Genomic DNA, 14,810 nt, shown 5'->3' on the forward strand with positions numbered 1-14,810 from the left:
GCTGTTATCAAAATTGTCGGCTAGGGTCGTCTAGTAATGGGTAGGCATCTGAAAGTAATCGACACCGTTCCGGCTGCGGCCAAGCCGATCGTTCGTCGAACGCGGCCCCGGGTCAAGCCGGCGCACTTTCTGTTCGGGTTCACCGCCGCCTGCGCGTTCGTGCTCGTCACCGTGGTTGATCCCTACTCGGGCGCTACGGCGTCACCATACTTTCAAATAGCTGGCAGTACGACCGATGACGGGCCTGCCCAAGCTGTTCTCGTTGCCGGCAGCTACACCAATACCATTACGCGTGACGGCTATGCTGTCACCGAAAAGCCCAAACCGGTGCCCATCGTGGTGGCGGTTGAAAAAAAGGCCCAGAGCTTCACCGCTCCGCCGGCTGCCGTACCCGATCCGGGCTCGGCGAAGGCGTATGCCTACGACGCCGTTGCCGGTCGCGGCTGGGGCGAAGACCAATACAACTGTCTGGTCTCGCTCTGGCAGAAAGAGTCGGGTTGGCGCGTCAACGCCCAGAATGGGTCGAGCGGCGCCTACGGAATCCCACAATCGCTCCCCGGCTCCAAGATGGCGTCGGCCGGCGACGACTGGGCCACGAACGCTGGTACCCAAATTGAGTGGGGTCTCGGGTATATCACGGGCCGCTACGGCACTCCGTGTGGTGCCTGGGGTAAGTCCCAGGCTTCGGGCTGGTACTAGGCGCAAACTGGTGCGCCGGGCCCGCTGGTGTTCGGCACCAAGCCCGCACTTTAGACTGGGATCATGGCGCGCAGCAATCGACCCCGAGGCCGAAAGGCCCAGCAGTCGAGCGACGACGACGCAGACGTTGGCCTGAATCATCTGCTCGCGGGATGGCGTCGCAGCGAAGTCCGGCGTGACGGCCTCTGGCACGTTCAGCCGGTTCCCGCCAAACAGGCGGCCAAAGCATACCTGTGTCCCGGTTGCACCCAGAGCATCGCCCCCGGTACCGCTCATATCGTCACGTGGCGCGGCGACGGGGTACTCGGTGACGATGCCGACCTCGCCAACCGGCGGCACTGGCACACTCACTGTTGGAAGATCAAGTGACCAACGGCCCCGAGAGCCCAGAAGGAGCAGCGACCGTGCCGGTTGACATTCGTGGCGGCATCGAACTGCCGGCCACCATCGAACGCGTCGAGCTGCACACGAGCGACGGTCTAACCCTGGTGGGCGAACTGGCCACCCCGGTCGGCAGGGCACCGGTGGCCACACTCGTCACGCTGCATCCGCTGCCCACCGCCGGCGGTTTCATGGACTCGCATATTCTCCGCAAGGCGGCGAACCGGCTGCCCGCCCTGGCTGATCTGGCCGTGCTGCGGTTCAACACCCGCGGTACGTCATCGCCGCGCGGTACAAGTGACGGAAATTTCGGTCACGGACTGACCGAACGAGCCGATGTAGCCGCGGCGATGGCTTTCGTCGCTAAACGCCACCTGCCCAACCCGTGGCTGGTCGGCTGGTCATTCGGCACTGAACTCGCCCTGAAGTACGGCCTGGAGCACCCGATTCGTGGCGCCATCCTGCTGTCACCCCCGCTGCACCGCACGACCAGCGAAGAGTTGGCGGCGTGGGCCGGGAACGAACGTGAATTGGTCGCTGTGATCCCCGAATTCGACGACTACCTCAGGCCGGATGCCGCCCGCTCGCGGTTTGCCACTGTACCCGGCCTGCGTTTGGTCGCCGTTGAAGGCGGCAAACACTTGTGGGTTGGCGAGACCCTGACCCGCCGTGTTCTCAGCGAGATCGTCGCTACAGTCAACCCGGGCGCCCTGCCCCTGCCGACTGAGTGGACCACCGGGCTACCCGACGCGTCGTGAGCGCGCTGTCGACCAAAGCCTCAGAGTTCGTTCTGGCGGGGGATGACGACCTGTTTGACGATCATAATGACGGACGCCGCGACCGGAATGGCGATCAGGGCACCGAGGATACCGAGCAGACTACCTCCGGCCAGGGCAGCGATCACGACGACAGCACCCGGCACGGAGACGGCCCGACTCATGATGTTCGGGCTGAGGATGTATGCCTCGACCTGCATATAGATGAGGTAGTAGATCGCCGCGGCCAGAGCCGTCTGGGGTGAACTGCCGATTTCAGGAATCAGGCAGGTCAGCACGATGATGATGGAGCCGGAGATAGTACCGACCAGCGGGATCAAGGACAGCAGGAAGGCGATGAAGGCGAGGAGCGCCGGAAATGGCGCCCCGATGATCGACAAAAAGATAAAGCTCAGCACACCGTTCACGGAGGCTAACGCGGCCTGGCCCACGATGTACCGACCGACGGCCGTAGTGATCTGCTCGCTTAGGTCGGTGAAGCGTGCTCGCTTGGATGCGGGAACCAGCTGGTAGGTGGCTCGCTTCATGGCGTTCAATGAGGCCGTGAAATACAGCGTGAGGATCAAGATGATCAGCGCACCAAACAATCCGCTCACAAACGCCAGACCGGACTGGACGATCGTCGTGGTGATATTCGATAGATTACCGCCCAGAAAATCAGTGATCGTCTTGGTGATTCTCGACACGTCCAGCCCGGGGAACTGTTGTTGGAGATCGGCCAGGAAGGTCGACGAGTTCACGCCCCGCACCAATTCGGGAAAGATTCTGGAAAGTTTGGACACCTGGTCGACGATGATCGGCACGATCGCGAATACGACGCCGGTCAGAACACCGAGCACCGCTGCGACCACGGTCAGAATCGCAGCCCAGCGGGGGAACTTCTTCTTCTCCAGCCAGGAGACGGCCGGGTCGAGGCCGAGCGCGATGAACAGCGCCGCCCCGACGTAGATAATGATCGTCTGCAGGGTGATCACCGAGGTGATGATCAGTAAGCCCAGCCCAACGCCCAACGTTCCGACAAGTCCGAACCGGAAGGCATTTTGTATTTTCACGTGTCGACTCCAGGGATGGGAATTACTCGGCTGCGACCCGTTCTGCCTGCGTCAAAACGCTGCGCAGACTTTCAAAGTACCCGGCCACGGCGTCGCGCTCAATTCTAATCTGGGACAGCCGGTCTTCGGCGTCCGCCACGAGGGTGCGTGAGCGTGTTGTGGCGTCGGTCACGAGAGTGGTCGCAGCGGCGTGCGCGTCCCTGAGAATGCCCGCGGCGTTCTCTTCGGCGAGTTCCTTGTTCGCCTTGGCTTCCTCGCGCGCGCCGGCATCGAGTTGCTCGTTGAGGGTGCGCAGCTCGGCCGTGCGCTCACTCGTCTCGGTAAGCTGTCTGGCGGCATCCGCCTGAAACTTCTGAGTCTGCGCCACGGCCTCCTGATGCCGGGCGAGGTGCTCCTGCTCGGCCTCGTCACGGCGGGCTTTCAGCTCGACATCGAAGTCGGCTCGTGCCTGATCGATCTCCCGGGCCAGGCGGCTCGCCTCGTGCTCGCCCTTCTTGCGCGTGGCGGTGAGCTGGTTCTCCAAATCGATGCGGGCCTGCTCGGCTTCGGCCTCGGCGTCGATTCCGGCTTGCTGGTTCTCCCGGGCCAGGTCGGCGGCGGCCTGCTCAACCTCGGCGACGAGGGCTGCGCGGCCTTGCTCGATCTCACGGGCCAAACCGGCGCGTTTGCGATCGAGCTCTCGAGCGAGATCGGTCTGGGCCTGCTCGCGTTCGACCTCCGTCACCGCGTGTGCCTGTTCGATCTCGCGGGCTAGATCGATTCGCCCTTGCTCGACCTCGGCGGCGAGCAGGGTGCGGGCCTGATCTGCCTCGTGTGCACCGTCCAGCCGCGCCTGCTCGGAATCCTTGGCCAGATCGACCCGGGCCTGCTCCGTCTCGGCGGTCAGATCGACGCGGGCCTGTTCGGTTTCGCGTTGCAGGTCAGCGCGCTGCTGGTCGAGTTCCAAGGCCACTTCGGCGCGGGTGAGTTCGGTTTCGTGGGTAAGGCCAGCCGCGATCTCACGAGCCTCGGTAGCTTCCCGCTGGGCCACTACGCGCACTTCTGCTGCTTCCCGATCGGCTTCAGAGCGGATGGCCGATACCTCACGCTTGACCGTTGCACGCGCTTCGGCGGCCTCGGTGGCGACAGCGCCCCGAATCAGGGAGGCATCGCGAACGGCATCCTGGACAACCTGTGCCTGGTCGTCCTGGGCGCGGGCGCGCACGTCATCAGCTTCAACCCGCACGTCATCGAGAACCCGACGTGCCTTCACTGCGGCATCGGACAGGGTGCGTTCGGCTTGCTCGAGAGCATTGTGGCGGAGCAGCTGCACCTCGTCGGCCGTCGCGGCGCGCAGCTTTTCGGCGTCGATATCGGCCTGGGCGATGACTCGGGTGGACTGCTCCTCGGCGACGCGAAGGGTATTCTCCAGTTTGGTTCCGAGGCCGGAAAAGGTGGGGCTGCCCACCTCTTCGATTTCAGCGTTGAGATCGTCAATGCGCGCCGCCAACCGTTTGACTTCGCGGCCGGCCTCGGCGTTTTGAGTGTTGGCCTGAATCAGTTCGCGACGTAGAGACTGGATGGCCTTGGCGACCTCATCCTTGTCGTAGCCGCGAAATACCTGGGTGAAATCAGCTTCGTCGTCAGACACTTTTTACTCCTTGCACATGGGGCCCCGGCCCTAGATGGATCATGCATGACGGGGAACACCCCCAATTTTAGTGTGCTGGCGCCGCCGCGAGTACCCGCCCGTCGACGGTGGGGCGCCGGCGCTATTAGGCACCTTTCAGAAGAAGGCAGTATCGTAGAAGGTCTGTGTCTGAGCACCTTCAGGCGCAGGAGTCAGCCAAAGTGACTGAATAATACCAACCAGCACACAAGCTGAAGGGTGATCCGTGCGATTTGTTCTTGCCATCGTGGCCTTCGTGCTTGCTGCCGTGATGATCGTTCTCGGCATCGCACAGCGAACAATCTTTCTTGAGCCCGCTTTCACTTCCCTCGCCTCTTCCGTCACGGGCGACACGAAGTACACCGTGATAGATCCGAGCGCGCTGTCAGCGTCGACGGGCAGCCAGACCATCAACGTGCGCGGAGATGGCGCTATCTTCCTCGCGTACGGCCGTTCGGAAGACGTCGCCGCGTGGATTGCGGACGACGCATACGCCACTGTCGGCCTCAGCGAGAAAACGGGCGAACTCACCTCCACCGTCACCGACGCCGTCACCGCCGACAATGCCGAGGGCACGTCGGGTGACGCCGCCACAGCGGATGTCGCCGCCGCGATCGTGAATCCAGCCGGGTCGGACTTGTGGCTCGAGGAGTACACCGGCACGAAGTCCGTGACAACCACGCTGACCCTGCCGGAGGGTATCTCCGTGCTCGTCGCGTCGGACGGGATCGCACCGGCACCGTCCAGCATCCGTTTGTCGTGGGCGTCCGATAATTCGACCCCGTGGGCCGGCCCGCTGCTCGCTGGTGGTGCCGTGCTTCTGTTGGCCGGACTGGTGTTGTACGTACTGGCCCTGCTGCATCTGCGTCGCTCTCGCAGGCCGCGTCGCAATGTGCCCCGCGGTCCCCGAATGCCGCGTTTGCCGCGCGCACCGCGTCCGAAGGCGATCAAAGCCAGTCAGATCACGACTTCGCGGCGGGGAATCGCACGCCGGGTGGCCATCCTTCCCATGATCGTGGTCTCCGGCCTGGCGCTGAGTGGCTGTTCGGCCGATCTGTGGCCTGATTTCAGCACGACCAGCACAGCCACAGCGACGCCAACGCCGACGCCTCAGCCCACCGATTCTGTCGAAGCTGCCGCCGAGTTGCCGCCGCCCGCCGTCACTGTCTCCCAGTTGGAAACGATCATGAGCGAGATTTCGCTGCTCAGCGCGGACGCCGATACGACCCTGAATACAGAGACTATTGCGACGCGATTCACCGGCCCGGCCCTGGAACAACGACTGGCCAACTACAAGATCCGTGCCGTCGATCCGGCAGTAGCCCCGCTGGTTGCCCTGGCGGGTGCACCGCTCACGTTCACGCTGCCGCAGCAGACGAACTCCTGGCCTCGTGTTGTCATGACCGTAATCCAGGACGAAAACAATCCGAGCATCCCGACCATGGCGGTCATCCTCAAGCAGGAATCGCCCCGCACAAATTATCACGTGCAGTATCTGTTCGCGCTGGAGCAGTCGGCGCATGTTCCGAAGGTGGCGCCCGCCATCGTCGGCGCTCCCGCCATCGCCCCCGACAACAAGTTGTTGTTGTTGCCGCCGAACGAACTGGCCGCCGCCTATGCCGATATCCTGCTGCAGGGCGAGGCGAGCCCCTCATTCGGGCTGTTCGAGATCGAGGGGGATAATTTTCGCGTTCAGGTCGCTGACCTGAACGCGGCCAAGGTCGCTGCCCTGCCGTCGACCGCTTCGATCGACTTCGCGGCTTCTGCGGGCACCGACGAGGCCGTAGCCCTCGCGACCAACGACTCTGGCAGCATCGTGGCGGTCAGTATGACGGAGACTGAAACGGTCAAACCGGTCGATGCCGGGGCTACGGTGGGCCCGGCCGCCGATGCCCTCGCCACGAAGGCACTATCGGGCATCACCACTACGGCCAAGGGCTTTCAAAACACCTACCGCGACCAACTGCTGTTCTACGTACCCACGGCTGGTTCTAGCGACAAAATCGTGCTTCTGGGCTTTGCCCAGGGCCTCATCACATCGGCGGAGCTTCCATGACGAATATGCCCCCTTTCGGATCGAACCTGCGCGGAGCGGTCGACCTCTCTTCGCTCGTGAACCGTGCCCCGGCGGGAACGACCCCGGCGGCCGACACTGGCGCATCCATCGCCGGCGGCGCTGCGGCACCCTCCGGTACCGTCACCCTTCCGAGCCTTGTTCTCGAGGGTACCGACGCCAATTTTGGCGAACTGCTCGACTTGTCTTCCCGCGTTCCCGTGGTCGTCGGGCTGTGGGCATCCCGAAGCGAACCCTCGACACAGCTCATGGTCGTGTTGGAGAAGATCGTTCTGGGCTTCGCCGGCAAGTTCGTACTGGCCCGCGTGGATATCGACTCGAATCCGCAGCTCGCACAGGCATTCCAGGCCCAGTCCGTGCCTACGGTCGCCGCCGTCATCACCGGTCAGCCGGTACAGCTTTTCAACGGTCCACTCGGTGAGGAGCAGATCACCGAGGTGCTCGGTCGCGTTCTGGAGCTCGCGGCGCAGCAGGGTGTGACAGGCACGGCCCAGGCCCAGGCCTCAGATGCAGACGCGGACGCCGAACCGGTTGCCGCCACCCCGGAGCCTCTGCCGCCGCACCACCTGGAGGCGTACACGGCCATCGAGGCTGGCGACTACGCCACCGCCCAGAGTGAGTACCGCACCGCACTGGCACAGAACCCGAACGACACGATGGCCGTTGCCGGTCTGGCGCAGGTGAGTCTTCTCGCCCGGCTGCAGGGTAAGACCATCGATCAGATTCGCAATGGCGCGGCATCCGCCCCCGACGATCTCGACGCGCAATTGTTGGTGGCCGACCTCGACTTATCCGGAGGTCACATCGAGGACGCCTTCGATCGCCTGCTGGGACTCTTTCCGGCACAGCCCGCAGCCGGCCGCAACGCGATCCGCGAGCGCCTTCTCGAGCTGTTCGAGGTCGTCGGTCAAGACGACCCACGGGTTCCCCCCACCCGTTCGCGTCTGACCGCCCTCCTGTACTGATTTCCCGAGTGCGCGCGAGTGCGCCTAGTGGCCGGCTGACTCAGTAGCACAGACCAGGCGCGCTCGAGCGGAATGCGCCTAACGGCGGAGACGCAACCATAAGCCAGCGAGGGGCGGCAGGGTCAGGGTTGCCGATGCCGGGCGACCGGCCCACGGCTCGTTGTAAGCCTCGACGGCGCCCTGGTTTCCCACGCCGGACCCACCGAAGTCGCCGGCATCCGTGTTGAGAATCTCTTCCCACTGCCCGGCGAACGGCAGGCCGACTCGGTAGTCGGTATGCGGATGCCCGGCAAAGTTGAAGAAGCAGGCGACGGGAACGCCGTGGTTGTCCCAGCGCAGAAACGACACGACGTTCTGGCCCGCGGCCCCGCCGTCGAGTAGCTCGAAGCCGCCCGGGTCGTTGTCTCGGCTCCACAGGCTGGCATTATCTCGGTAAACCCGGTTGAGCTGGGCAACGAGGTTGAACAGGCCGCGGTGCGCCGGCTGGTCGAGCATCCACCAGTCCAGTCCGCGGTCCTCGCTCCACTCCGAGCGCTGACCGAACTCGCTTCCCATGAACAAAAGTTGCTTGCCTGGGTGCGCCCACATGAAAGCAAGGTAGGCGCGCACGTTGGCGAGCTGCTGCCAGGAATCACCGGGCATCTTCGAGACCAGGGCGCCCTTGCCGTGCACGACCTCGTCGTGGCTGATCGGCAGCAGAAAATTCTCGCTGAAGGCGTAGATGAACGAGAACGTGATGTCATTGTGGTGGTACGAGCGGTACATCGGGTCGACCTGCATATATTCGAGCGAGTCGTGCATCCAGCCCATGTTCCACTTGAAACCGAAGCCGAGCCCGCCGCCGCTGGTCTGCGCGGTCACCCCGCCCCAGTTCGTGGATTCTTCGGCGATCATGATCGTGCCCGGATTGCGCTTGTACGCCGTGGCGGTGATCTCCTGCAGCAGGCTGATCGCCTCGAGGTTCTCGTTGCCACCGTACTTATTCGGCTCCCACTGCCCGGCCTCGCGCGAATAGTCGAGGTAGAGCATCGAGGCGACGGCGTCGACACGCAGCGCATCGATGTGGAATTCCTCGAGCCAGTACAGCGCATTGGCGACGAGAAAGTTGCGTACCTGCATCTGGCCGAAATCAAAGATGTAGGTACCCCAGTCCAGCTGCTCCCCGCGGCGCGGGTCCGGGTGTTCGTAGAGGGCCTGGCCGTCGAAGCGGGCCAGGGCGAAATCGTCCTTGGGAAAGTGGCCGGGTACCCAATCCATGATCACACCGATGCCGGCCTGGTGTAGCCGGTCGATCAGGTAGCGCAGGTCGTCGGGGGAACCGAACCGGCTGGTCGGTGCATAGTAGCCGCTCACCTGATAGCCCCAGGAGCCACCAAACGGATGCTCAGCCAGCGGCATGAATTCCACGTGCGTGAAACTGAGCTCCAGCAGGTACCCGACCAGCTCATCGGCCAACTCGCGGTACCCGAGGCCAGGGCGCCAGGAGCCGACGTGCATCTCGTACACACTCATAGCCTGGTTGTGGGGATCGTTGGCCGTGCGATTAGCGAGCCAGGCGGCATCCGACCACTCATAGTGCGACTCGGTGACGATCGACGCGGTCTGCGGCGGTACCTCGGCGAGCCGGGCCATCGGGTCGGCCTTCTCGACCCAGTCGCCGGACTGCGCGAGCAGCTGGAACTTGTAGTTGGCGCCGAGCGTGAGGCCCGGAATGAACAGCTCCCAGACGCCGGTGCTGCCCATATTGCGCATGGCGTGGGTGACGCCGTTCCAGCCGTTGAAGTCGCCGATCACCCGGGCGGCACGGGCGTGCGGTGCCCACACCGCGAAGGAGGTACCGGTGGAGGACGCCGTGACACCCTGGTGCTGGCGGTGGTGGGCCCCGAGCACGTCCCAGAGTCGTTCGTGGCGACCCTCACCGATCAGGTGCAGGTCGAGTTCGCCGAGCGTCGGGATGAAGCGGTACGGGTCATCACAAATCCAGGGCGGGGCGTTCTCGTAGCGGGCCTCGACCTCGTAGTCGCTGAGCCCGACGATGCCCTCGCCCTGCCAGATGCCGTGCGCGAGGTGGGTCAGCTCAACGTGCGATCCGTTAGCGAGAATGGCGAACACCTCGGTAGCGAGGGGACGTAGTGCCCGCATGATGACGACCGGGTCTGACACACCGTCTTGGACGGCGAGGTGCTGGCCCAGAACTTCGTGCGGGTTGTAGTACCGGCCGGCAGCGACAGCCTCGAGCACGTGGTCGGGCACCGGTTCGATCGGGGCCGCATGCTTCTGGATCTTCTTGGGCCCGGATTTGGGGGACTGTGCCTTCTTGCCGTCGATGTTCTTTCCCTGACCCTTCGTGCTCGTTGTGTCGTGTTTCTTATGCTTTGCGTTTTTGTCCTTGCCGCCGCTCATGCGAGTGCCCGGGCCGGATCGTGCGGCGTGACGTGCAGAATATGCACCGGTTCGGTGAAAGCGTCCAGACGCACGAAGTTATCGGACGACCAGGTCCAGGTGACGCCGGAGACGAGGTCGTGCACGTCGAAGGTGTCGCCGCGGGCAATGCCGAATCGGGTCACGTCGAGGTGCACCACCGTTTGGCGCACCGAGTGCGGGTCGACGTTGGCGACGATGATGAGGGCATCCGCTTGACCCGTTCCGGTGAAGGCAGCGCCCAGGAATTTGCTGTAGACGAGGATCGAGTCATCGTCGCTCGAGTGGATGTCGAGGTTGCGCAGCTGGCCCAGCGCGGGATGCTCGGAGCGGATGCGGTTGAGCAGCGTGATGTACGGAGCGAGGGATTTTCCGAGCTCCTCGGCCGTGTTCCAGTCGCGCGGCCGGTACTCGTACTTCTCGTTGTCGATGCTCTCTTCCGCGCCCGGCCGAGCCACGTTTTCGAACAGGTCGAAACCGGCATAGACCCCCCAGCTCGGCGCGGCAGTGGCGGCGAGCGCCGCCCGAATCTTGAATGCCGCCGGGCCGCCGAATTGCAGGTACTCGGTGAGGATATCGGGGGTGTTCACGAACAGGTTCGGGCGCAGAAAGTCGGGGGTGTCGGTGGCGAGACCGTCGAAGAACTCCTCGAGCTCGCTCTTCGTGTTGCGCCAGGTGAAATAGGTGTACGACTGCTGAAAGCCGACCTTGCCGAGGGCCTGCATGAGAGCTGGACGGGTGAATGCCTCGGCCAGAAACACCACGTCCGGGTCAGTGGCATTGACCTCGGCGATAAGCCACTCCCAGAAGTCGAGCGGCTTGGTGTGCGGGTTGTCCACGCGAAAGATGCGCACGCCGAGGCTGATCCAGTGGCGCAGCAGTCGCAGCGCCTCGGCGCGGATGCCGGCGGGATCGTTGTCGAAATTGATCGGGTAGATGTCCTGGTATTTTTTCGGCGGGTTTTCCGCGAAGGCAATGGTGTCGTCGGGCAGGGTCGTGAACCACTCCGGGTGTTCCTTCACCCAGGGATGATCGGGGGAGGCCTGCAAGGCGAAGTCGAGAGCGAGTTCGATACCGAGGGAGGCGGCCTTCTTCAGAAAAAAGCTGAAGTCTGCGACGGTGCCGAGGTCCGGGTGGATGGCGTCGTGGCCGCCGTCAGACGAGCCGATGGCCCAGGGCGACCCCGGGTCGCCGGGGGAAACGGTGAGCGAATTGTTCGGGCCCTTGCGGAAGGCCTGCCCGATGGGGTGGATCGGGGGCAGGTAGAGCACGTCGAAGCCCATGGCGGCCACGGCGGGCAGGCGTTTGGCTGCGGTGCGAAAGGTTCCGCTCTTCCAGCTGCCGTCGGCGCGGCGAACGGCGCCCTCAGAGCGCGGGAAGAATTCATACCAGGAACCGACACCGGCCCTGTCGCGTTCGACGATGATCGTGCGTTCGGCCGAGAAGGAGGCCAGGCCAGCGAGGGGGCGAGCAGCGATGGCCTGCCGCAGCGCGGCATCCGCTACCGCGAGAAAACGCTCAGTGGCCGATTTGCCGGTGTCGGCAAGCGATGTGGCAGCGGCCTGGAACAAACGACGGGCGGCGATTGGGCGGCCGGTATCGCGGCCGGCCTGTGCCAGGAGAACCCCGCCGATGGTGAACATGAGCTCGACGTCGATGCCCGCCGGTATCTTGATCGCCGCGTTGTGTTCCCAGGTCGCGAAGTCGTCGGCGTACGCGCGCACCCGATATTGCCAGTGACCCGGGACGCCGAGCTGCGCCTCGATGCCGTAGCGGTCGGTACCGTCGGCCTGCAGCACCATTGGATGTCGCGTCGTGCTGCCATCCGGCGCCGTGAGCTGCAGGTCGACACCGATGAGGTCGTGCCCCTCGCGAAAAGCGGTCGCGGCAAACGGCACGACTTCACCGACGAAGGCGCGGACCGGCCAGCGATTGTCGTTTAGCTGGGGGGACAGGTCAAGAACCGGGATGCGACCCATGGAAGCGGTGAAACCGCTCCCCGCCGCGGTATCCGCGGACACGGTCGTGCGAGCAGTGCTCGATACTGCCGGCTGGATCGTCTTTTTCGCTGCTGTCTTGGCCACACCATGACCGTAGCGTGAACAGCGGCCGTGGCGCTCCCCTTCCATCGGGCGTGCCCGCGCGCGTCGATTCCATCGGGCGTGCCCGCGCGCGTCGATCGAGGTGTCACAGATTAGTCACCCGGCACCCCTAAGGTTGACCTCGTGAAGGCCATCCGCAAATTTACTGTCCGTGCCGTTCTCCCCGGGCCCCTCGCGGCTCTCGAGGAGCTTGCCGGCAATCTCCGCTGGTCGTGGCATGAACCCACCCGGCAGCTGTTCGAGCGCATCGCCCCTGAGCTGTGGCGCGAGATCGGTGCCGATCCGGTCGCCCTGCTCGGCGCCGTCGACCCACGTCGCCTCGACGAGCTGGCGCAGGACCACGACTATGTGACGCAGGTTGAATCCACCAGAGACGGCTTGCGCGATTATCTCGATCGACCACGCTGGTACCAGGGGCTCGAGGGCGAAAAACCGGCTGCGATCGCGTATTTCTCACCGGAGTTCGGCATCGCCGCTGCCCTGCCGCAGTATTCAGGGGGCCTGGGCATTCTGGCCGGTGACCACCTCAAGAGCGCGTCCGACCTCGGCCTGCCACTGGTGGGCGTGGGGCTGTTCTATCGTGCCGGTTACTTCAGCCAGGCCATCTCGCCTGACGGCTGGCAGATGGAGAGCTACCCGCTGCTCGATCCCGACGGGCTGCCGCTCGCCGTGCTGCGCCGGGCCGACGGTTCGGCCGTGCAGGTGTCCCTCGCCCTGCCCGACGACCGCACCCTGCATGCCCGCGTCTGGCAGGCCAAGGTGGGTCGGGTTCGCCTGCTGCTGCTCGACGCCGACATTCCCGAGAATGCTGACGACCTGCGCCTGGTCACCGACCGCCTGTACGGCGGCGGCGGCGAACATCGGTTGCTCCAGGAACTCCTGCTGGGCATCGGCGGTGCCCGCGCCGTGAAGCTGTGGAGCTCGCTGCACGGACTGCCGGAGCCCGACGTGTTCCACACCAATGAAGGCCATGCCGGGTTCCTCGGCCTTGAGCGCATCTCCAGCCTGATCGGCGAGGGCCTGAACTTTCAGGAAGCCCTGCAGGTGGCCCGTGCCGGAACCGTGTTCACCACCCACACTCCGGTCGCCGCTGGCATCGACCGCTTCGAGCGTTCCCTCGTGCGGCGCTACTTCGGCACCGATCTGCTGCCCGGCGTCGACGTGGAAGACCTGCTTGCGCTCGGAGCGGAGAGTTACTCCGGGGGATCCTCGGAGGTGTTCAACATGGCCGTCATGGGATTACGCCTCGGCCAGCACGCCAACGGCGTTTCGACCCTGCACGGCGAGGTCAGTCGCAGAATGTTCAACGGGCTCTGGCCTGGTTTTGATTCAGCGGATGTACCGATTACGTCCATCACGAACGGTGTCCACGCGCAGAGCTGGACCGACCCGGCGCTGAAGAGCCTCGCCAACGCCAAGCTCGGCACGAGCGACACCTCGACGGCGAACTGGGCCTCCCCTGATGTGTCCGACCAGGACCTGTGGTCGGTGCGGGGGCAGATGCGCCTGCAGTTCGTCGAGGATGCTCGCCGCCGTCTGCATAATGCCTGGCGCGACCAGAACCCGGGCGGGATCCCCCCGGCCTGGATGGGCCGGGTGTTCGACCCGAACGTGCTGACCATCGGATTCGCCCGCCGCGTTCCTACTTACAAGCGCCTGACCCTGATGCTGCACGACCCTGAACGTCTGCGCGCCCTGCTGCTGCACCCGGAGCATCCGATTCAGATCGTCATCGCCGGCAAGTCACATCCCGCCGATGAAGAGGGCAAACGACTGATTCAGAAGATCGTGCAGTTCGCGGCGGATCCGGCCCTGCGCACGCGCATCGCTTTTCTCCCCGACTACAACATTGCGATGGCCCAGCTCATGTATCCGGGAACGGATGTCTGGCTCAACAATCCACTCCGCCCGCTCGAGGCCTGCGGCACGAGCGGCATGAAGGCGGCCTTGAACGGCGCCCTCAACCTGTCGATTCTCGACGGCTGGTGGCCGGAATACTATGACGGCAAGAACGGATGGGCAATTCCGTCGGCCGATTCGGCCGGTGACTCCGCCGAACGGGACCGGCTCGAAGCCGAGGCGCTGTACGACCTGATCGAACACCAGGTTGCCCCGACGTTCTATGAACGCAACGGCGACGACGTACCCGAACGATGGGTGTCAAATATCCGGCACACCCTCAGTACCCTGTCGCCCGCACTTTCCGCTGACCGCATGGTCAGTGAGTATGTGCAACGTCTGTATCGCCCGGCCGGGCACTACGAAGCGCTCATGTCGGCGAACAACTACCGCGCGGCCCGCGAACTGGCGGCTTGGAAAGGGCGGATCGTCTCGGCCTGGCCGCAGGTCGCGGTGACCCACGTCGAATCGGGCGGCGTTTCGTCGGTGCCAGAAGTGGGTGATGAGCTGCACCTGCGCGCGCACGTGCAGCTCGGCGGACTCGTCGCTGAAGACGTGACCGTCGAGGTTGTCTACGGTAAAAGCGTCGGCACCGATGAACTGCGCGATGTGGTGACTCAGGCGCTCGAACCGGCACTGGTGAAAGAAGCACCCGCCGGCGGCGCCACCCTGTTCACGGGAACGGTTGAACTCGACCGGGCCGGAACGTTCGGTTACACCGTGCGCGTCGTTCCGAAGAACGACCTGCTCATCAGCCCAGCCGAAATGGGCCTGGTCGCCGTCGCAGGTTAGC

The 14,810-nt window shown here is 64.4% G+C and carries 10 protein-coding genes; 6 read left to right on the top strand and 4 right to left on the bottom strand.

What is annotated here, in order from left to right; all coding sequences use genetic code 11:
- Window positions 1–36: 36 nt before the first annotated feature.
- The 3 genes from CXY83_RS18200 to CXY83_RS12975 all read left to right on the top strand — a co-directional run bounded on the left by CXY83_RS18200 (window position 37) and on the right by CXY83_RS12975 (window position 1,838).
- Window positions 37–699: a lytic transglycosylase domain-containing protein gene (locus CXY83_RS18200; RefSeq protein ID WP_233200897.1), complete on the top strand. Its 663-nt coding sequence runs from the start codon at window positions 37–39 to the stop codon at window positions 697–699.
- A gap of 63 nt (window positions 700–762) precedes the next feature.
- The gene (locus CXY83_RS12970; RefSeq protein ID WP_174722233.1) at window positions 763–1,068 is read left to right on the top strand and encodes a hypothetical protein; all 306 of its coding nucleotides are present in this window, start codon (window positions 763–765) and stop codon (window positions 1,066–1,068) included.
- The gene (locus CXY83_RS12975) at window positions 1,065–1,838 is read left to right on the top strand and encodes an alpha/beta hydrolase (RefSeq protein ID WP_369831166.1); all 774 of its coding nucleotides are present in this window, start codon (window positions 1,065–1,067) and stop codon (window positions 1,836–1,838) included. Before CXY83_RS12970 ends, CXY83_RS12975 begins: the two co-directional genes overlap by 4 nt.
- Window positions 1,839–1,858: 20 nt before the next feature.
- Here CXY83_RS12975 and CXY83_RS12980 read toward each other — a convergent pair whose 3' ends face one another.
- Both CXY83_RS12980 and CXY83_RS12985 read right to left on the bottom strand, forming a co-directional pair.
- Complete coding sequence (locus CXY83_RS12980; RefSeq protein WP_104197719.1) at window positions 1,859–2,908, bottom strand: AI-2E family transporter; 1,050 nt, start codon at window positions 2,906–2,908, stop codon at window positions 1,859–1,861.
- A gap of 22 nt (window positions 2,909–2,930) precedes the next feature.
- Complete coding sequence (locus CXY83_RS12985; RefSeq protein ID WP_104197720.1) at window positions 2,931–4,538, bottom strand: hypothetical protein; 1,608 nt, start codon at window positions 4,536–4,538, stop codon at window positions 2,931–2,933.
- A gap of 244 nt (window positions 4,539–4,782) precedes the next feature.
- Between CXY83_RS12985 and CXY83_RS12990 the strand changes: the two genes are divergently transcribed.
- Both CXY83_RS12990 and CXY83_RS12995 read left to right on the top strand, forming a co-directional pair.
- Window positions 4,783–6,612: a hypothetical protein gene (locus tag CXY83_RS12990; RefSeq protein WP_104197721.1), complete on the top strand. Its 1,830-nt coding sequence runs from the start codon at window positions 4,783–4,785 to the stop codon at window positions 6,610–6,612.
- Window positions 6,609–7,595: a tetratricopeptide repeat protein gene (locus CXY83_RS12995; RefSeq protein WP_104197722.1), complete on the top strand. Its 987-nt coding sequence runs from the start codon at window positions 6,609–6,611 to the stop codon at window positions 7,593–7,595. Before CXY83_RS12990 ends, CXY83_RS12995 begins: the two co-directional genes overlap by 4 nt.
- A gap of 78 nt (window positions 7,596–7,673) precedes the next feature.
- On the opposite strand, the gene glgB is transcribed toward CXY83_RS12995, so the two are convergent.
- Both glgB and CXY83_RS13005 read right to left on the bottom strand, forming a co-directional pair.
- The gene (gene glgB, locus CXY83_RS13000; protein ID WP_104197723.1) at window positions 7,674–9,998 is read right to left on the bottom strand and encodes a 1,4-alpha-glucan branching protein GlgB; all 2,325 of its coding nucleotides are present in this window, start codon (window positions 9,996–9,998) and stop codon (window positions 7,674–7,676) included.
- Window positions 9,995–11,995 (bottom strand): alpha-1,4-glucan--maltose-1-phosphate maltosyltransferase, encoded by a 2,001-nt coding sequence (locus CXY83_RS13005; protein WP_104197724.1) that lies wholly within the window; start codon window positions 11,993–11,995, stop codon window positions 9,995–9,997. Before CXY83_RS13005 ends, glgB begins: the two co-directional genes overlap by 4 nt.
- Before the next feature lie 246 nt (window positions 11,996–12,241).
- Between CXY83_RS13005 and glgP the strand changes: the two genes are divergently transcribed.
- Entirely contained in the window at window positions 12,242–14,809 is a 2,568-nt protein-coding gene (gene glgP, locus CXY83_RS13010) for an alpha-glucan family phosphorylase (protein ID WP_104197725.1), read from the top strand.
- Window position 14,810: the final 1 nt, after the last annotated feature.

This window comes from Cryobacterium sp. M15, assembly GCF_002929675.1.
In the GTDB taxonomy this organism is placed as follows: domain Bacteria; phylum Actinomycetota; class Actinomycetes; order Actinomycetales; family Microbacteriaceae; genus Cryobacterium; species Cryobacterium lyxosi.